At 65.7% G+C, this 20,703-nt stretch carries 6 protein-coding genes; 5 read left to right on the forward strand and 1 reads right to left on the reverse strand.

Annotated elements, in window-relative coordinates:
• Positions 1–48 precede the first annotated feature (48 nt).
• From QWI18_RS01660 to QWI18_RS01675, 4 genes are all read left to right on the forward strand, one after another.
• Positions 49–13,167, forward strand: a complete 13,119-nt coding sequence (locus QWI18_RS01660; protein WP_369318023.1) for a BapA/Bap/LapF family large adhesin — start codon at positions 49–51, stop codon at positions 13,165–13,167.
• Positions 13,168–13,317: 150 nt separating this feature from the next.
• A complete protein-coding gene (locus QWI18_RS01665) occupies positions 13,318–14,760 on the forward strand; it encodes a TolC family outer membrane protein (protein WP_369318166.1) in 1,443 nt (480 codons plus the stop codon).
• Complete coding sequence (locus QWI18_RS01670; protein ID WP_369318024.1) at positions 14,757–16,916, forward strand: type I secretion system permease/ATPase; 2,160 nt, start codon at positions 14,757–14,759, stop codon at positions 16,914–16,916. The genes QWI18_RS01665 and QWI18_RS01670 overlap by 4 nt, the downstream gene beginning before the upstream one ends.
• Positions 16,913–18,121: an HlyD family efflux transporter periplasmic adaptor subunit gene (locus tag QWI18_RS01675; protein ID WP_369318025.1), complete on the forward strand. Its 1,209-nt coding sequence runs from the start codon at positions 16,913–16,915 to the stop codon at positions 18,119–18,121. Before QWI18_RS01670 ends, QWI18_RS01675 begins: the two co-directional genes overlap by 4 nt.
• Here the strand turns inward: QWI18_RS01675 and QWI18_RS01680 are convergent, their stop codons facing one another.
• A complete protein-coding gene (locus QWI18_RS01680) occupies positions 18,122–18,718 on the reverse strand; it encodes a serine protease (protein WP_369318026.1) in 597 nt (198 codons plus the stop codon).
• Between the two features lie 403 nt (positions 18,719–19,121).
• Here QWI18_RS01680 and proP point away from each other — a divergent pair, with 403 nt between their 5' ends.
• Complete coding sequence (gene proP, locus QWI18_RS01685; RefSeq protein WP_369318027.1) at positions 19,122–20,624, forward strand: glycine betaine/L-proline transporter ProP; 1,503 nt, start codon at positions 19,122–19,124, stop codon at positions 20,622–20,624.
• Positions 20,625–20,703 lie beyond the last annotated feature (79 nt).

Below are 20,703 nucleotides of genomic sequence, written 5' to 3' on the forward strand. Positions count from 1 at the left end.
ATTACCCGCGTTGTTGTAGTGCTAAAAGCGAAGAAAAGGACTGTCAGAATGGACAATATTGTTGTAGCCAATAAAGCAACCTCCGAACTTACTGCCAACACGTGGGGCGATCTTTCACTCAATTCACCCTCCGTTGTTCAAATGCCCGTTCCACCCAGCCAAGTCGCTTCGGTCTCCCGAAATGGGCAAGACCTGGTGGTTAATTTGAAGAATGGCGAACAGGTCAAAGTTGCCAACTTCTTTAGTACCGCGCCGGAAGGCCCCACCAGCGACATGGTGTTTCAGGGCGAAGACGGCACCCTGTGGCAGGCGCAGTACGGCACTCAGTCCTTCACCGGCTTTACCTTCGACGAAGTCAGCTCTCTGGATGAGCTCATCGCCGGAGCCGGCGTGGTGGGGGGCACGACCCCCACCTTTGCGATTGCCGGGCTGGGTCTGTTGGGCGCGGGCGGTGCGGCGGCGGCAGCGGGCGGGGTCGCAGGTGGCGGTGGTGGTGGCGGCGGTGGAAATGCCGCTGACACGTCAGCTCCCGTGGCCCCGAGCAATCTGCTGGTCAGTGCAGACGGGACGTCCCTGACCGGCATCAGTGAAGCCGGCGCGACCGTTCGGGTTCGCAACAACGCTGGCACCTTGCTCGGCAGCGGTACCGCGGCGGCAGACGGAACATTCAGCCTGTCGCTCAACCCACCGCAAACCGACGGCCAATCACTGACCGTTGATGCGGTCGACGCGGCTGGAAACGTCTCCCCGCCGGCTCAAGCGCTGGCGCCGGACATCGATATCGCCCCGCCTGGCGACACCACGCCACCCGATGCGCCGGCCAACCTTGCCGTCAGCGCTGATGGCACGCGCATTACCGGTTCCGGCGAAGTCGGCGCGACCATTCAGGTGCGCGCGGCCGACGGCACCCTGCTGGGCAGCGGCATCGTTGCGGCAGACGGCACTTTTAACCTCGGGCTCAACCCCGCGCAAACCGACGGCCAGTCGCTGACCGTGAGTGCGGTCGACGCCGCCGGCAACGTCTCCCCGACGGCTCAGGCGCTGGCGCCGGACATCGATATCACCCCGCCTGGCGACACCACGCCACCCGATGCGCCGGCCAACCTTACCGTCAGCGCTGATGGCACGCGCATTACCGGTTCCGGCGAAGTCGGCGCGACCATTCAGGTGCGCGCCGCCGACGGGACCCTGCTGGGCAGCGGCGTCGTTGCGGCAGACGGCACTTTCAGCCTCGGGCTCAACCCACCGCAAACCGACGGCCAGTCGCTGACCGTGAATGCGGTCGACGCCGCCGGCAACGTCTCCCCGCCGGCTCAAGCGCTGGCGCCGGACATCGATATCACCCCGCCCGGCGACACCACGCCACCCGATGCGCCGGTCAACCTCGCCATTAGCGCCGATGGCGCGCGCATCACAGGCTCCGGCGAAGTCGGCGCCACCATTCAGGTGCGCGCCGCCGACGGCACCCTGCTGGGCAGCGGCGTCGTTGCGGCAGACGGCACTTTCAGCCTCGGGCTCAGCCCCGCGCAAACCGATGGCCAGTCGCTGACCGTGAATGCGGTCGACGCCGCCGGCAACGTCTCCCCGACGGCTCAGGCGCTGGCGCCGGACATCGACGTCACGCCCCCCAGCGGGGACGTGACGCCGCCGGATGCGCCGACCGGCATCGCGATCAGCGGCAATGGCTTGATCGTCAGTGGCCGTGGCGAAGTCGGCAGTATCGCCAGCGTCATCGATGCAATCGGCAACGTGCTCGGCACGGCCGTCGTGGGCACTGACGGGTTGTTCAACATCACCCTGAACGCGTCACAAATCGCCGGTCAGTTGCTGCAGCTCACCCTGACCGATGCCGCCGGCAACATCTCCGCCAACGTGGCACTGCAAGCACCGGACACCACCGCGCCGGTGACGCCTTCGAATTTCGTCCTGTCGGCCGACGGCCTGATCCTTACAGGTGTTGCCGAAGCGGGCGCTCGAATCCTTGTGCGCACTGCGTCGGGGGCAGTCATTGGCGTCGCCCGCGCCGGTCTCGACGGCACCTTCAGCGTGACCCTCGACATCGCGCAACTCAATGGCGAAAGACTCAACGTCAGCGCCACGGACTCGGCGGGCAACTCCGCCTCCGCCGAGCTGACCGTCGCCGACACCACGCCACCCGCCCAGGTCACCGATGTGGTGATCAGCGCGGACGGCACGCAGGTCTCGGGTAAAGGAGAAGCCGGTGCGACAGTGACCTTCGTGGCCAACGGCACGCCAATCGCCACGGTGGTCGTCGGCGCCAATGGCACCTTCGCCACCACCCTGACTCCACCGGTCAACCCCGGCGATCTGGTGCAAGTCATCCAGACCGACAGCGCAGGGCTGCCGTCCACCGTGCTGGCGGTCACGGCGCCCGACGCCATCGGCCCGACCACGCCTTCCGGTCTGGTCATCAGTGGTGACGGCACCCAGCTGACCGGCACCGCGAGCGCCGGTTCGGTGGTCCAGGTGCGCGATGCCGACGGCGTGCTGCTCGGCAGTGCGACCGTGGGCGCCAATGGCAGCTTCACCGTGGTGCTCAACCCGGGCCTGGCCAACGGCGAAGTGCTCGACGTGGTCGCGGTCGACGGTCAGGGCGAAAGCTCGGTCACCGTTCCCGTCACCGCGCCCGACGTCACCGGTCCTTCCGCTGCCACCGATCTCAGCGTCGCCAATAACGGCCTGACCCTGACCGGCCGTGGCGAACCCGGTGCGACCGTTTCGGTACGGGACGTCCTTGGCATTGTCATCGGCACCGGCGTGACGTCCGCAACCGGCAACTTCACCGTCACGCTCGCTTCTCCTCAAACCAATGGCCAGGCACTGCAGGTGGTGCTGAGCGACGCTGCCGGAAATCCGTCCCTTGCCACCCCCGTCAGCGCACCAGACCTCGACGGCCCGCTGCAACCCGCTGCGATCAGCATCGACGCCAGCGGCACAACGCTGACCGGCACCGGCGAGGCCGGGGCAACGATCACGGTCACCACCCTCAACGGTACGGTGCTCGGCACGGCGATCGCTGCCGCCGACGGTCGCTTCAGCGTGACGCTGAACAGCCCGCAGAACAACGGCCAGACCCTGCTGATCGGCGCCAGTGACGGCACCGGCAACCTGGCACCGTCGGTAAGCTTCATCACCCCCGACACCCAGGCGCCTGCGTCGCTGACCGGCGTTGTCCTCGACGGCACGGGTCTGGTCCTCACCGGTACCGGTGAAGCCGGCGCAAGCCTCACGGTGCGAGATGCGGCCGGCAACGTCATTGGCAGCGGCCAGGCCGGCCCCGACGGCAGCTTCTCCCTGACCCTGACGACCGCTCAAACCGACGGTCAGTTGTTGCAAGTCACCCAGATCGACGCTGCAGGCAACCAGTCGGTAGCCGCTCCGGTCACGGCGCCCGACGTCATCGCACCGGGAGCTGTGACCAACCTCAATCTGTCGGCCAACGGTTTGATCGTCACCGGTAACGGCCAGAGCGGCGCCACCGTCACCGTCAAGGATGACCTCGGCGCAACGCTGGGCAGCGCGGTGGTCGGCAGTGACGGGCGCTTTGAAGTGACGCTTTCCAGCGCGCAGATCAACAATCAGCCCCTGAGCGTCACGCAAGTCGACGGCTCGGCCCTGGCCTCTCCCGCCACGCCATTGCTGGCGGCGGACATCCAGGCCCCCGACGCCCCCACCGGCCTCATTCTTGGCACCGATGGCCTGACGCTCAGCGGCCAGGGCGAGCCCGGCGCCACCGTCAACGTGCTCGACGTCAATGGCAACGTGCTGGGCACCGCCACGGCCGACCCGCTGAACGGCCGCTTCGACGTCCTCCTCAACGCGATCCAGGCCGACGGCCAGGTGCTGCTGGTCAAGCAGACCGACGCCGCCGGCAACATCTCCCCCGCCTCCTCGCTCAACGCGCCAGACACCACTGCGCCGGGCGCGCCCGCCGGGATTACCATCAGCAACGACGGCCTGACCGTTTCCGGAACAGGCGTTGCGGGCGATACCGTTCAAGTGCGGGATGTCAGCGGGACCCTGCTGGGCTCGGCCATCGTGGGAACCAACGGCATTTTCGCGGTGACCCTGAGCCCGCCGCAGCTGGACGGTCAGGTGTTGAGCGTGACCCAGACCGACGCCAGCACCCTGCCCTCGCTGGCCGGTTCCGTCACGGCACCCGACCTCACCGCGCCGCCCGTGCCAAGCGGCCTGACGCTGGATGCCGCCGGGCTTTTGACCGGCACCACCGTGCCCGGTGGCTCGGTGAGAATTCTCGATGCCGCTGGCGTTGAGATCGGCACTGCCGTTGCCGGGGCGGACGGGATTTTCATCTTTAACGTTGCGCCGATCCTGAGCAACGGCGAGACGGTGCAAGTGGTCGCCACCGACGGTGCCAACGATTCGCTGGCGACCCCGGTGCTCGCACCGGACACCACACCACCGGTCGATGTGACGAATCTGGCGATCAGTCCGGACGGCGCGAACGTTTCCGGGGTCGGCGAACCCGGCACCACCGTCACCGTTCGCGGGCCGGGCAATGTCGTGCTCGGCACAGGCACGGTTGGCCAGGACGGTACGTTTGTTATCGGCCTTATTCCGCCTGCTGCAAACAACACCAACGTCGACGTCATCAGCACCGACGCCATCGGCAACGCCTCCAACGCGGTCACCCTCCCAGGGCCGGACGGCACCCAGCTGGCGACCCCCAGCGATATGGCGATCAGCAGCGACGGCTTCATTCTCACCGGCGCCGCAACTCCAGGCAGCACGGTGAACATCCTCGACAGCAACGGCGTCAGCCTGGGCAGCGGCAGGGTCAACAGCTTTGGCCGCTTTAGCATCCTGATGCGTTTCGCTCAATTGAACGCGCAGAGTTTGCACGTCGTCTCGACCGATGACGCAGGCCACACCTCGGTCACCGCGCTGGTGGTCGCCAATGACCTCACGGCACCCGACGCGCCGGCAGGTCTGACCATCAATGGCGATGGCAGCGCCGTCACCGGGCGCGGTGAAGCCGGCGCGACGGTGACCATTACAAACAGTGGCGGCGCCGTGCTGGGCGCCGGCACGGTTGCGCCCAATGGCACGTTCGTCATCGCACTGACGCCGCCCCAACTGGACGCCCAGCCGCTCACCGCCACGCAAACCGACCTGGCGGGCAACGTGTCGCAATCGGGCAGCATCATTGCGCCGGACCTGAAGGCGCCCGATGCCGCCACCGGTGTGACCATCAACAACGTCGGCACCGTGGTCAACGGCCTTGGTGAAGCCGGCGCGACCGTGACCATTCGTGATGCCGCCGGCAACGTTCTCGCCACCGGCATCGTCAACCAGAGCGGCCAGTTCCAGGTCACGCTGCCGAACGCCGTGACCACCGGTGAACCGCTGTCCGTCACCCTGACCGACGTGGCGGGCAACGTCTCGGGCGTCGCAAGCCTGACCACGGTGGACACCACCCCGCCGTCGCTGCTGCAGAACCTGCTGATCAGCGCCAACGGCAGCACACTGACCGGCACCGGTGAGGCCGGTGCGACTGTTAGCGTCCTCGACATCACCGGCACGTTGCTTGGCACCGCCCTTGTGGCCAGTGACGGCACCTTTACCGTGACCCTCGCCCCTGCGCCGACTAACGGCCAGGCCCTGGACATCAGCCAGACCGACCCGAGCGGCAATGTCTCGCCGTCGATCAACCTCACAGCGCCGGACATCAGCCCGCCCGCCGCCCTCACCCAAGTGGCGGTGAACGCCGACGGCCTGACCGTGACCGGCCGGGGCGAACCTGGCGCGACGGTATCGGTGCGCACGGCTGGCGGTGCCCTGTTGGGCACCGCGCTGGTGGCCGCGAATGGCGCGTTCAGCGTCACCCTGACGACCGCGCAGCTCAATGCCGAAGTGCTGACCGTCACCCAGGAAGACCCGCCCGGCAACGTCTCGACGGCGGTCAACGTGACGTCCGTCGACCTCACGGCACCGGACAGTCCGACCGCTCTGCTGCTGAGCGGCAGCGGCGCGCAACTGGCAGGTAACGCCGAAGCCGGCAGCACCGTCACCGTGCGCGACGCGGCCGGCAACGTGCTGGGTTCAGGCGTCGCCGGCGCCAATGGTGTGTTCCAGGTCACCCTGTCCAGCCCCCAACTCAACGGCCAGAGCCTCAGTGTCACGGCCACTGATGCGGCCGGCAATGTCTCGGTGGCAGCGCCTTACCAAGCCGCCGACACCGTCGCGCCCGCCGCCGTCAGCAACCTCGCGGTCAGCGCCGATGGCCTGACCCTGGGCGGTATCGGCGAACCCGGTGCGACAGTGGTGGTGCGCGATGCCAACGGCAACGCGCTGGGCACCGCCACCGTAGCCGCCAATGGCAGCTTCACCCTCGGCCTGACCCCGGCGGCAGTGGCCGGCGGCACGTTGACCGTGGTCCAGACCGACGCCGCAGGCAATGCTTCCGACGCCAGCACGGTGGTTGCGCCCGGCAATCTCGCCGAACCGGCGCCGGTGAATCTGGCCCTCAGCGCAGACGGCCTGACGCTGACCGGTACCGCCAACGCCGGCAGCACCGTCAGCATCCGCACCGCCTCGGGTGTGCTGCTGGGCACGGCGCTGGTCAACGGCGACGGCACGTTCAGCGCGCCCCTCAATGCCGCGCAGCTCAACGGTGAATCGCTTGCGGCCATCGCCACGTCCAGCGACGGCATCAACTCGCTGGCCACCGGTTACCTGGCGGCGGATGTCACCGCGCCCGGGCAGCTCACCGAGCTGGTGCTCAATACCAACGGTGTCACCCTGACCGGCCACGGCGAAGCGGGCGCAACGGTGACGGTGCTCGGCGCTGGCGGGGTCATCCTGGGTACCGGGCAAGTGGGCCTCGACGGCAACTTCTCGCTGACGCTGAACCCGCCGCAGATTGCCGGCCAGTCCCTGAGCATCAGCCAGACCGACCTCGCCGGTAATGAATCGGCCAGCCTCGCGCTGACCGCCAGAGACCTGATCGCCCCGAATGCGCCGCTCGCCCTGTCGGTGACGGCAGACGGCGCGATGCTCTCGGGCACCGGTGAGCCTGGCGCCACGGTCAATGTGTTCAACGCCAGCGGCGCGCTGGTGGGCTCCGGCAGCGTGCGCATCGACGGCACCTTCCAGCTCGCCCTCACCACCCCGCAAGCCAACGGCGAACTGCTGGCGGTGACCCTGACTGACGCGGCCGGGAATATTTCCCTGCCTGCCAGCCTGACCTCGGTCGACACCACGGCGCCGTTGGCCCTGACCCAGCTGAGCATTTCCAGCGATGGCGCAACGCTGACCGGCCGCGGTGAAGCCGGGGCAATTGTCACAGTGACCAACGACCTCGGCACCGTGCTCGGCACGGCAACGGTGGGCAGCACCGGGGCCTTTACCCTGGTGCTGGTCCCGGCGCTGTCCAACGCCGAAGTGCTGACGCTGGTGCAACGCGATGCCGTCGGCAACGTGTCACCCCAAGCCAGCCTGACCACCCCGGACTTCACCCCCCCCGACCCGCTGGACAACGTGCGCATCAACGCCGCCGGTGCGGTGGTCACCGGGACCGGTGAAGCCGGCGCCACCGTCACCGTCCGCGACGCCGGCGGCACGCTGCTCGGCACCGCCCTGGTTCTGGCCGACGGCACGTTCAGCGTCACCCTCACCACCCCGCAGATCAACAGCCAGGTGCTGAGCGTTCAGCAGGCCGACCCACCCGGGAATGTCAGCGTGCCAGCGACGGTCACCGCGCCGGATTTGACCCCGCCAGCCGTCGCCACCGATCTGCAGTTCAATGCTTCCGGCAGCGTGCTCAGTGGGAGCGGCGAAGTCGGTGCGGGGGTGCGCATCACCTTGGCAGATGGCACGCTAGTCGGCACCGGCACCGTGGGCGTCGATGGCACGTTCCTGATCAACCTGTCACAGACGCAAAACGCCGGTCAGCCGGTGTTTGTCGTGCTCACCGACGCCGCCAACAATGTGTCGGCTGCGGGCTCCCTGGCTTCACCCGACCTGACGCCGCCCGCACCCGTCACCAACGTGCAAATCGATGACACCGGCGCAGTGGTCAGCGGCCGCGGTGAGGCAGGTGCCAGCCTGTTGATCACCGATGGGGCAGGTAACCTCGTCGGCACCGGCGTGGTGGGTGTGGATGGCAATTTCGCGGTTTCGCTGTCGGTGCCGCAAATCAACGGCGAACTGCTGTCGATCGTGCAACGTGATGCTGCGGGCAATCCGTCCGTTGGCGCGCCCGTTACCGCCCCCGACAACACCCCGCCCGCGCTGCCGGTCCTGGCGCCGCTGAGTGGCGACGGCCTGATCCTGACCGGCACCGGTGAAGCAGGCGCCACGGTCAAAGTGACCAGTGCCACCGGCGCCAGCCTCGGCACCACCGCGGTGTTGGCCGACGGCTCGTTCAGCGTCACGCTGTCATCTGCCCAGCTCAACGGCGAGACGCTCAACGTCACCCAGACCGATGCGGCCAACAACGTGTCCGGCACGGTGGTTTACCGGGCCGACGACGTCACCGATCCGCTCGCCGTGACCAACCTCTCCGTCAGCCAGGACGGCCTGACCCTCAGCGGCCGCGGGGAACCCGGGGCCACGGTCACGGTGTCGGTGGCGGGCACGCCGTTGCCCGGCACCGCCATCGTGCGCGCGGACGGCACGTTCAGTTTTGCGCTGGCGCCCGCGCAGCTTGATGGCCAGTCGCTGTCGGTGGTGCAGGTTGATGCAGCACTTAACGATTCGACGCCGGTGGCGGTCACCGCACCGGACATCACGCCGCCAGTGATTCCGACGTTCATCTCGCTGACCGGCAATGGCACGATTCTGCAAGGAACTGCCGAAGCCAACAGCACGGTGACCGTAAGGTCCGCCGACGGCACGTTGCTGGGCTCCACGCGGACCGACGCCGGGGGACGTTACGAAGTCGGGCTGAACCCTGCGCAGGCCAACGGGCAAGTCATTTCCGTGACTGCAACGGACGCGGCCAACAACGCTTCCGCGCCGCTGGTTTACACAGTGCCGGACACTCAGGCGCCTGATCCTGTCAGCAACCTGACCATCAGCGCCGATTACCTGCTGTTGGCAGGCCGCGGTGAAGCGGGCGCGATCGTGACCGTCAAAGACTCCCTCGGCGTCACGCTCGGCACCGGGCAAGTGGCGGCCAACGGCACCTTCGTGGTCACCCTGGCCCCCGGCGTCACGGCTAACAACGTGCTCACGGTCGGTCAGGTGGACGCCAGCAACAATGTGTCCGGGACGCTCAACCTCACCGTGCCCGTGACCCCGCCACCGAATGCGCCGACCAATCTGCAGGTCAGCGCCGACGGTCTGAGCGTGACCGGCAGCGCCGCAACGGGCACCACCATCACGGTGTACAGCGCAACAGGCGCCGTGCTCGGGACGGCGGCCACCAATGCTGGCGGTACGTTCACGGTGACCCTCAACACCGCACAAACCAACGGCGAAAGCCTTGGCGTGACGGCAAGTACCGGAGCAGGTGGCGCATCGTTGCCGGCTGCGGTGGTGGCGGCTGACACAACGCCACCGGCTGCGCTCAGCGACCTCGCGGTCAGCGCCACCGGTACGCTGGTGACGGGACGTGGCGAAGCCGGGGCGACGGTGACCGTTACCACCGCCGCGGGCGTTACGCTCGGCACCGCCGTGGTCAATGCCGGCGGTACGTTTGGCGTCTTGTTGAACCCGGCGCAAGCCAACGGTCAGGTGCTCAACGCGTATCAGACCGACAGCGTGGGTTTGCAGTCCGGCATATTGCCGGTCACCGCCCCCGACATCACCGCGCCGAATGCACCCGCAGCGCTGGTGCTTAATGGCGCCGGCACAGTCCTGACCGGGATTGGCGAAGCCGGCGCGACGGTCACGGTGCGCAGCAGCCTCGGCGTCGTACTCGGCACGGCAACCGTTGCACTGGACGGCAGCTTCACGGCTAACCTTTCGACGGCGCAGCTCAATGGCCAGGTGCTGACGGTGAGTCAGCGTGACGTCGCCGGTAACGTCTCGTTGCTGGCAAACCTCAGCGCCGTCGACACCACGCCACCCGCCGCGCTGACCAACGTCGCCCTGAATGGCGCGGGCCTGCAAGTCAGCGGTAACGGCGAGGCAGGCGCGACCGTACGTGTCACCAATGCGGCCGGCGCAGTGCTCGGCAGCGCAGTGGTCAATGCTGCGGGCGGGTTTGTCGTCTTGCTCTCCACAGCCCAGTTGAACGGTCAGGTGTTGAGCGTCCAGCAAGCGGACGTGACGGGCAACGCCTCGGCCGTGGCGACGGTCACCGCTGCGGATATTCAGGCGCCTAATCCCCCTTCCGCCCTGGTGCTGGCAGCCAACGGACTGACCCTCAGCGGCAGCGGTGAAGTGGGCGCGACGGTCAACGTGGTCAATGCCGGCGGCACGCTGCTGGGCACAACCACGGTCGGCGCGGGCGGAACGTTCAGCCTCACCCTCAATGCCGCTCAGCTGGATGGCCAGGCGTTGACGGTGCGTCAGGTCGACGTTGCCGGTAACGTGTCGGCCGCCGGCAGCCTGGTGGCACCTGATACCACGGCCCCCGTCGTACCGACGGCGGTGAGCATCAACGCCAGCGGCTCGGTGGTCACGGGCACCGGCGTCGCGGGGTCGACCGTGACCGTGCGCAACGCACTCGGCGTCGTCCTCGGCAGCGCGACAGTCGCCGCCAACGGCAGCTTCTCGGTGGCGCTGAACACCGCGCAGATCAACAACCAGGTGCTGAGCATCACCCAGGCCGATGCCGCGGGGAACGTGTCGCTTTCGGCGAGCGCCATTGCGCCTGACCTGACACCCCCCGCGGCACCCACTGCGCTGCTGGTCAGCGTCGATGGCCTGACCGTCAGCGGCACGGGCGAAATCGGTTCGACGGTGCAAATCAAATCCACCGGCGGCGCGGTGCTCGGGACGGGCACCGTCGGGGCCACGGGAATCTTCAGCGTCACCCTCGCCCCCGCGCAAATCAACGGCGAAACCCTGCTGGTCAGCCTCACTGACATCAAGGGCAACCTGTCGGTGGTGGCCAACGTCACCGCGCCGGACATCGACGTCAACACGCCGGTGATCGCCAGCGATAACCTGGCCACCGCCACCGTCAGCCTCGTGCCGGTGAAGACCACGCAGAACGTTGCGGACTCCTTCACCACCTTGTTGGCCGGTTTCTCCAAGGCGTTCGTGTTTACGGTCAACAGCGGCACCACCCTTGATCCGACCCTGACACTGACCACCGGTAGTGCCGTGTCCTTGCTCGACGGCGTGGTCTATACGCTGCAGGTGAAAAACGCCAGCGGCAACTGGGTGACCCTGGACGTCAATGGCAACGGCGGCCTGCTCGATCTGGTGGCGCTGACCGGCCAGGGCGTGCGGGTGAACATCGGCGATCTGCTGGGCGGCGATTACCGGTTGGTGGTGTCGAGCGCCGGCATCGGCGTGGTGACCAACGTCACCACGCAACTGCAGCTGGACGTCACCAGCCTGACCCAGTTCAACGGGGTGGCCGGTGCCGCCGTGACCGGCAACGTCATCACCAACCCTGGCATTGATGGCCAGGCAGACGTGACCGGCCCGGACAACGGCGCTGTGTTGCAGGTGCTGAAAAACGGCAGCTACGTCACCGCCAGCGCGGGCACCACAGTGCAAGGCCTGTACGGCACGTTGACCATCGACGCCAGCGGCAACTACAGCTACCGGCCCGACGGCGCGGTCACCAGCGTCGGCAAAGTGGATGTCTTCAGCTATCAGCTGGTGCACCCCAATGGCCTCAGCGACACCGCCAATCTGTACGTGCGCATCGACAGCCCACAGGCTACCGAGGTGTGGAGCGATACCAGCCTGGCCAGCCCGGCCCTGGTGGTCGATGCCACCAACGACATCGCAGTCAGTGACATCACGCTGGTCAACAAGGAGGTCATCACTACCACGGCGCTGGGCCCGTTCATCGTGCCGGTGCTGGGCGGCAGTGGTTCATGGACCACCAGCGTGGCGGCCGGTGCGATCAGTGACCTGACGGTAGTGGTCAACTCCTCCAACCTGCTCAGCCTGCTCGGGTCCCTGACCCTGGGCCTGTACAAGCTCAACACCGCCACCGGCCAGTACGTGCTGGTCAAGAACTACAGTGGTGCTTCGCTCGCCAATCTGGGCGGCGGCAATTACGCCGCGCGCTTCGATGACCAGGGACCTGGCAGCTATCAGGTCAAACTCGCCGCCGGGGGCGTCGGTATCGCCAGTACGGTCAACATCAGCCTGACCAACGACGCCACCTACACCAATCAGTTCGTGGTGGGCAGCTACACCCCGGTGGCGGGCAATCTGCTCACCGACACAGCCGGCGGCGGCGCTGATGTGCTGGGCTCGGCGTACACCGTGCTCAACGTGCTGGCGGCCGGCAGTTACGTGACGCCGGGCTACAACGGCACCACCATTGTCGGCACCTACGGTTCGCTGCTGGTGCAGGCCGACGGGCGCTACACCTACACCCTGACGCCGGGCCAGACCGATGCGGTCATCGGCCGTGAGGAGGTCTTTACCTACCAACTCAAGCACCCCAACGGCACCACCGACACGGCGACGCTGACCATTGATCTGGAACAGGCCGGTGCCGTCGCCACTACCTCGTTTGCCGCGCTGTCCACCGTAGCGAGCGGCGATGATCACAGCGCCACGGCCATCGCCACCACCGGTGCCGCGCTGATCCAGGGCACCGCCGGCAATGACACGCTGGACGGGTCCCATGGTGGGGCGGTCACCCTGCAGGGCGGCGCCGGCAACGACACGCTGATCATCGCCGACCAGCATTTCGCCTCGGTCGATGGCGGCACGGGCACCGATACCCTGCTGTGGGCCGGGGGCGACGCGACCATCAACCTGGGCGATCTGCAGAGCCGGATCCACAACATCGAGGTGCTGGACCTGAACCACACCAGTGCCGTCGCGCTGACCATCAGCCTGGCGGACCTGGTGTCCATTACCTCGGCCGACAGCAACACATTGATCATCAAGGGAGGCAGCGGAGACAGCGTTCACATGACCAACACCTGGGTCGCCGGCGGCGCGCAACAGGCCGATGGCGTCGATTACACCCAGTACACGCCGCAAGAAGATCCAACCCATCATCTGTGGGTGCAGAACGGTATTCACGTCGTCTGATCAGCCCGCCCTCTGGCGCTGCCGGAGGCGGGGTTCAACCGGCCGATCAATGCGCTCGGCCGGTTGATTCAACAAAAGGGAAGCTCTGTATTCGTACAGTAAGGAAGCCATGTGGAGCGCGTTCGCAAGCAGAAATGGACGGCGGTCGTCCTGACCGTCGGCCTGTGTCACCCGATTTTTTCCGTTGCGCTGGCAGAGGATCAAATCGATCCCGGCCTGCGCAGCATCAGCCCTTCCCGCCTGCAGGCGAAGCCCGCGGATCAGCGGAGCAAGGGCGATGGTCGTGAAGGCAGTCACAAAAGCAATGCCAAAGGCAGTTCCGGGCCCGGAGCGGTCGGGGTCAAGGAAGACAGTCAGACCCTGGGCCTCGAACAGGCCGTCCGGCTCGCCGTTGACTGGCACCCCAGCATCAGCGAAGCGATCGGCACCTTGTATCAACAGGCCGAGGGCATCAACGTGGCCGAAGCCGGTTACTACCCGCAGATCTCCGGCGGGATAAAAGGCGGCTACACCAGCGGCTATGGCAGCGACGACGGCAGCCAGTCGGTGAGCATCTCCCTCAAACAGATGCTCTACGATTTCGGCAAGGTCTCGAACGCAGTCGAGGCGGCCCGTGCCAAGGCCGCCCGCAGTCAGGCGAGCATTCTGCTGGCGATCGATCAGGTCAGCCGCGACACCGCGTTTGCCTACATCGAAGTCCAGCGCTATCAGCGTCTGGTGGACATCGCCCGGGAGCAAATTCGCGGCATCGGCGATATCGTCGAGCTGGCCAGGCAGCGCAGCGACATGGGCGCGAGCACCCGTTCCGACGTGGTTCAGGCGCAGTCCCGCGCCGAGGGCGGCATGGCGACGCTGCAAGAGTACAAAGCGTTGTATGCACGCTGGCAGTCGACGCTGACCAACCTGCTCGGTCGGCAGACCCCGCCCCAGGTCAGCAGCACCTTCAGCGCCTCGATGACCGACGCCTGCACCGCCCCCATCAGCACAGACGCCCTCCCCGCCGTGCTGCAAGCCGCCGCCCAGCGCACCCAGGCCCAGGCCGAACTGGCCCAGGCCAAGGCGGAAGCCTACCCGACGCTGTCACTGCAGCCCTCGGTCAACCAGTTTCTGGACGATCATTACGACGACCAGAACTCGACGATCAATCGCACCCAGGCGGGGATCTTTCTCAACCTGGAAGTGCCGATCTATCAGGGTGGCGCCACCAGCGCCCGCAGCCGCGCCGCCAACTACGCCCTGACCGCCGCCGATTCCGCCGAGGACGCCGCACGCCTGCAGGCGCGGCAAGGGCTGGGCGAGGCGCAGGCGCAGACGTCCGGCCTGACGCGCCGGCTCAGCTCGCTGGAATCCCGGCAGAACAGCATCACCGAAGCCCGCGAGCTGTACGGGCGGCAGTACCTGGAACTGGGCACCCGGCCGCTGCTCGACCTGCTCAACGCCGAGCAGGAAATCCACCAGTCGCGCTTCGACCTGGCCAACACCCAGGCTGACCTGCGCCGTCTGCAGATCGATTGCCTGTACAACAGCGGTGCGCTGCGCCGCGCGTTCGGCATCGATCACAGCACCATCCAGCACGTGGAGATCCTGCCATGACCGAGACCGTCGTCATTCCCGAAGCCCCCGCGGCAGGCCCTGATCGTCCGGACTACGCGCCGTGGCTGGAGGCCATCCTCACCGTCGCCCGGCATTACCGCCTCGACGTGTCACCGGAAAGCATCCGCCTGGCCTCGGCCAATAGCGAGGGCCGTGTCGAAGAAGTGGTTCGTTACATGGCGCGTCAGGCGGGCTTGAGCGTCAAGTTCGCCAGTTACGACCGCAAAAGCCTGTCCCGCTGGCGCACGCCGCTGCTGGTGCAACTGCGCGACGGCCAGGTCGGCGTGATCGAAAGCGTCAGCGAGCAAGGCGAACTGGGCATCGCCTACAGCGGTGACCAGGGCCTGCAGAGCCGCATCGACCCGGCCGTCCTCGCCGAGCACGTCCTGCGAACGGTGGTCCTACGGCCGATTCAGCCCCTCAGCGACGTGCGCACCGACGACTACATCAAGCCCTACGACGAGCATTGGTTCCGGCGCATCGTCCTCAGCGACCTGCGCCCCTACCGCCAGGTCATGCTGGCGTCGCTGGTCGCCAACCTGCTGGGCATGGCGGGCGTGCTGTTCTCCATGCAGGTCTACGACCGGGTGATTCCGGCCGAATCCCTGCCGACCCTGTACGTGCTGTTTGGCGGCGTGATGCTGGCGCTGGTGTTCGACTTCGTCATGCGCATCATGCGTCTGCGCATCACCGACGTGATGGGCAAGCGCGCGGATCTGCGGGTCTCGGACCTGATCTTCGGCCACGCCCTGCGCTTGCGTAACTCGGCGCGGCCGAAATCCACCGGCTCGTTCATTTCGCAGCTGCGCGAGCTGGAGCAGATCCGCGACCTGATCACCTCCAGCACTGCGACGGCGCTGGCGGACATGCCGTTTTTCTTTCTGTTTTTGCTGGTGTTCTACCTGATCGGCGGGCCACTGGTGTTGATCCCGTTGGTCGCGCTGGTGGCGATGGTGCTGCCCGGCGTCCTCGCCCAACGCAAGCTGGCGCGGCTGGCCAATGCCTCAATGCGCGAAGCCGCACTGCGCAACGCCATGCTGGTGGAAACCGTGCAGGGCATGGACGACATCAAGGCGCTGCAGGCCGAGCAACGTTTCCAGCAGCAGTGGAATCACTACAACGCCGCGTCGGCCGACAGCAGCCTGAAACTGCGCTCGCTGACCAACAGCCTGGTGGCCTGGACCCAGAACTTGCAGGGCGCGGTGTTTGCCGTGGTCATCGTGTTCGGTGCGCCCATGGTGATTGCCGGCGACCTCACCACCGGCAGCCTGGTGGCCGCCTCGATGCTGGCCTCGCGGATGATGGCGCCAATGGCGCAGCTGACCCACGTGCTGACCCGCTGGCAGCAGGCGAAGGTTGCGCTGCAAGGGCTCAACCGGCTGATGCAGATGCCGGTCGATCACCCCGAAGGCAGTCAGCGCGTGCATGTGCCCGCCATTCGTGGTGACTACGTGTTGCGTCAGGCCGGCTTCAAGCACAGCGAAGAGGCCGCGCCTGCCCTGAGCGGCATCAACCTGAACATTCGGCCGGGCGAGCGCGTCGCCATTCTCGGGCGCAATGGCGCAGGCAAGTCCACGCTGCTGCAGGCGCTGGCAGGCTCGATGGATTTGTCCAGTGGCGAAACCACCCTGGACGGCATTGCGCTGGCCCACCTTGATCCGGCCGACCTGCGCCGGGACGTCGGGCTGATGTCCCAGCAGGCGCGGCTGTTTCACGGCACGCTGCGGGACAACCTCACCCTCGGCGCCGGCCAGGCCAGCGATCAGGAAATCATCGCCGCCCTGTCGGTGACCGGCGCGCTGGAATTTGTCCGGCAGTTGCCCAAGGGCATGGACCACCTGATTCTTGAAGGCGGCCTGGGGTTGTCCGGTGGTCAGCGTCAGAGCCTGCTGCTCTCACGCCTGTTGATTCGTCAGCCCCAGGTGCTGCTGCTGGACGAACCCACCGCCTCGCTGGACGACATCACCGAACGCCAGCTGCTGGAAAAACTCTCGACCTGGTGTCAGGGCCGCACCCTGATCGTCGCCACCCACCGGGTCAGCCTGCTGCAACTGGTGGAACGGATCATCGTGCTGGACAACGGCCGCATCGTCATCGATGACCACCGCGACGCCGCCCTCACCCGACTCAGACAGCCGCAAGGAGCGCAGGCATGAACGCATTGACCACGGAGCAAACCCCACGGCTTGGCGATCAAGTCACGTACCTCGACGGCCAGGATGAACGCAGCATCACCGGGAGCGTGCGGGTGATCTGGACCTGCGCGCTGATGCTCGCGTGTTTCCTTGCCTGGGCGGCCTGGTTTCAGGTGGTGGAAGTGTCCACCGGCACCGGCAAGGTGGTGCCCAGTTCCAGGGAGCAGCTGATTCAGTCCATGGAGGGCGGGATCATCAAGGAGCTGAACGTCAGCGAAGGCACGCTGGTGGAGCGCGGCCAGGTGCTGGCGCAGCTCGATGCGGTGAAGAGTGAGTCGAACGTCGGCGAGAGCGAGGCGAAGTACCGGGCGGCGCTGGCCAGCGTCAACCGGCTGCAGGCCGAAGTCAGCGAGAAGCCACTGAAGTTCGATGCGTCGCTGGACAAGTACCCGGAGCTGCGTCGCGCCGAAACCGACTTGTTCAACGCCCGGCGCAGGGGCCTCGGCGAAACCCTTACCGGCATCGAGAGCTCGCTGAAGCTGGTGCGCAGCGAACTGGCGATCACCGAGAATCTGGCGAAAATCGGAGCGTCGAGCCGGGTCGAAGTGCTGCGCCTGAACCGCCAGCGCTCCGAGCTTGAGCTCAAGGCCACCGAGGCGCGTTCTGAATACATGGTGCATGCCCGCGAGGACCTGGCCAAAGCCAATGCCGAGGCGCAGATGCTGTCAGCGGTGATCCGCGGCCGCAGCGATTCGCTGTCTCGCCTGACCTTGCGCTCGCCGGTGCGCGGCATCGTCAAGGACATCGAAGTCAGCACCATCGGCGGGGTCGTGCCGCCCAACGGACAGCTGATGCAGATCGTCCCGCTGGATGAGCAACTGCTGATCGAAACGCGCATCTCGCCCCGGGACATCGCGTTCATCCACCCCGAGCAGCAGGCCAAGGTGAAAATCACGGCCTATGACTATTCGATCTACGGCAGCCTCGACGGCAAGGTGGTGACCATCTCGCCGGATACGATTCAGGATGAGGTGAAGCCGGAAATCTTCTACTACCGCGTGTACATCCGCACGGACTCGGACGTGCTGCGCAACAAGGCCGGCAAGAGCTTTGCCATCGTCCCCGGGATGATCGCCACGGTGGACATCCGCACCGGTGAAAAAACCGTGCTGGATTACCTCATCAAACCCCTCAACCGCGCCCGCGAAGCTTTGCGTGAGCGTTGATCAGTTGACCGCGAGGTGGGTCGGCGCTGGCGTGGCCGGCTTGGCCTGAGCCATGTAACGGGTCCACTCGCGGTTGATTTCGTTGTACGGCATGAAAATACTGATCTGTGGCTGGTTGGCCAGGTCCGGGCGCTTGATCTTGGCCAGGTCGCTGGAGGTCAGCAATGCCACGGTGATCCCCACCACCTTGCCGTCTGCCGCGAACACCGGGCCGCCCGACATGCCCTTGGCCACCGGGCCATCATGGGTGCCGTACATCACGTTGCCTTCTTTGGCGTCCAGGCGAATCATCGCCGGCAGCGCGCGGCCTGTGCCTTTCACCGACATGTAGGCGGAGTTGTAGCCCACTGAGGTGAGTTCTTCACCCGGCTGGTACGAGCGCCACATCGGAACGGAATCGGCCTTGTGCTTGAAGAACTGTACGTCGCCTTGCCCCTGGAATACCGCGCCGGAGATGTAAGGGATGTGCTTGACGGTGACGGCGTAATCTTCATTCCACTGGATCGCGGTGCCCATCAACAGATAGGGCAGCGGCGCACCGGAATGGACGACGAAGGCCTGGTCAAAGACAGGATCCTGGGTGAAAGCGGTGGGCATTCCGTTGCACCCGCTGATCAGCACCGAGGCTGCAACAAGTGACTTGAAGGGGCGCATTTTTTTCCGTGGGCATGAGTTGAAGGCGCAGCAAATATGTCATTGAGCCATCACTTAATCAATAGGCTAAGACTACCGCCTGTCTTGTTCTGATGCATTTAATTCATTGGATCCAACCTGTTTGACTTTATCGGTCGATAGAGCCGCTCGATTAATCACTCATTTGAATAAACTTCAAAAAACCAGGGATTTTTCTGAATTAATTGTGTCAGGGTCCTATCTGATGCAGATCGGCCTGCCACTATTACGACAGCACACCACCTCTTTCGAGTGTATGCGCTGCCGTGGATCGCAATGCCGATCGCCACAACGTCGCAACGTCACACTTCTAGCTGCCGGGACTTTTATGAGATCACGCAAGAAAACCGTCAACCCGATCGGGTTGCAAGACATCACTATTGTCGACGATGCCAAGATGCGGAAGGCCATCACTGCCGCCGCGCTGGGTAACGCAATGGAATGGTTCGACTTCGGCGTCTACGGCTTCGTGGCCTACGCACTGGGCAAGATCTTCTTCCCCGGCGCCGACCCCAGCGTGCAGATGATCGCGGCCCTCGCGACCTTTTCCGTGCCCTTCCTGATTCGCCCCATCGGCGGCGTGTTTTTCGGCGCCATCGGTGACAAGTACGGGCGACAGAAAGTCCTCGCCGCGACCATCGTCATCATGTCCTTGAGTACCTTTGCCATCGGACTGATTCCCTCGTATGAATCGATTGGCATCTGGGCGCCGATCCTTTTGCTGCTGGCGAAGATGGCCCAGGGCTTTTCGGTCGGAGGCGAATACACCGGCGCCTCGATCTTCGTCGCTGAATACGCGCCGGACCGCAAACGCGGGTTCCTTGGCAGCTGGCTGGATTTCGGCTCGATCGCCGGTTTTGTGCTGGGTGCCGGCGTGGTGGTGCTCATCTCGTCCGTGGTCGGCGAGGAGAAGTTCCTCGAATGGGGCTGGCGTCTGCCGTTCTTCCTCGCCCTGCCCCTGGGCATGATCGGCCTCTACCTGCGTAACGCGCTGGAAGAAACCCCGGCATTCCAGCAGCACGTTGAAAAGCTCGAACAGGGTGACCGCGAAGGCCTGGCACACGGCCCGAAAGTCTCGTTCAAGGAAGTCGCGACCAAGCATTGGCGCAGCCTGCTGACCTGCATCGGCGTGGTCGCGGCGACCAACGTCACGTACTACATGCTGCTCACGTACATGCCGAGCTACCTGTCCCACAACCTGCATTACAGCGAAAACCGCGGCGTCCTGATCATTGTGGCGATCATGGTCGGCATGCTGTTCGTGCAGCCGCTGATCGGTTTCCTCAGCGACAAGATCGGCCGTCGCCCCTTCATCATCGCTGGCAGCATCGCGCTGCTGGTGCTGTCGATTCCGGCGTTCAAGCTGATCAACAGCGGCCAGTTGGGCCTGATCTTCGCCGGTCTGCTATTGATCGCGGTGATCCTCAACTTTTTCATCGGTGTCATGGCGTCGACGCTGCCGGCGATGTTCCCCACCCACATCCGCTACAGCGCGCTGGCCAGTGCCTTCAACGTCTCGGTGCTGATTGCCGGCCTGACCCCGACCGTGGTCGCCTGGCTGGTTGAAACCACCCAAGACCTGTACATGCCGGCGTACTACCTGATGGTGGTGGCGGTAGTGGGCCTGATCACCGGCCTGACCATGAAAGAAACCGCGAACATGCCTTTGCGTGGCGCCGCGCCGGCGGCGTCGGACCTCAACGAAGCCCGTGAGCTGCTGCAGGAGCATCACGACAACATTGAGCAGAAGATTGAAGACATCGACACGCAGATTGCCGAGTTGCAAGCCAAGCGCGAGACGCTGGTTCAGCAGCACCCGCGTATAGATTGATTCTGGTGGGACCGGCTTCAGCCGGGAAGAGGCCGGTTTGTACACCATCAGTGTTGTGGTGTAGCACACGACCCCTTCC

The organism is Pseudomonas sp. W2Oct36, from assembly GCF_041060465.1.
Lineage (GTDB): Bacteria > Pseudomonadota > Gammaproteobacteria > Pseudomonadales > Pseudomonadaceae > Aquipseudomonas > Aquipseudomonas graminis_B.

What these genes read in the sequence shown, in the direction of transcription:
- QWI18_RS01660 (WP_369318023.1), top strand. Translation starts at nt 49, where the DNA reads ATGGACAATATTGTTGTAGCCAATAAAGCAACCTCCGAACTTACTGCC.
- QWI18_RS01675 (WP_369318025.1), top strand. Translation starts at nt 16,913, where the DNA reads ATGAACGCATTGACCACGGAGCAAACCCCACGGCTTGGCGATCAAGTC.
- proP (WP_369318027.1), top strand. Translation starts at nt 19,122, where the DNA reads ATGAGATCACGCAAGAAAACCGTCAACCCGATCGGGTTGCAAGACATC.
- QWI18_RS01680 (WP_369318026.1), bottom strand. Translation starts at nt 18,718, where the DNA reads ATGCCCACCGCTTTCACCCAGGATCCTGTCTTTGACCAGGCCTTCGTC.
- QWI18_RS01670 (WP_369318024.1), top strand. Translation starts at nt 14,757, where the DNA reads ATGACCGAGACCGTCGTCATTCCCGAAGCCCCCGCGGCAGGCCCTGAT.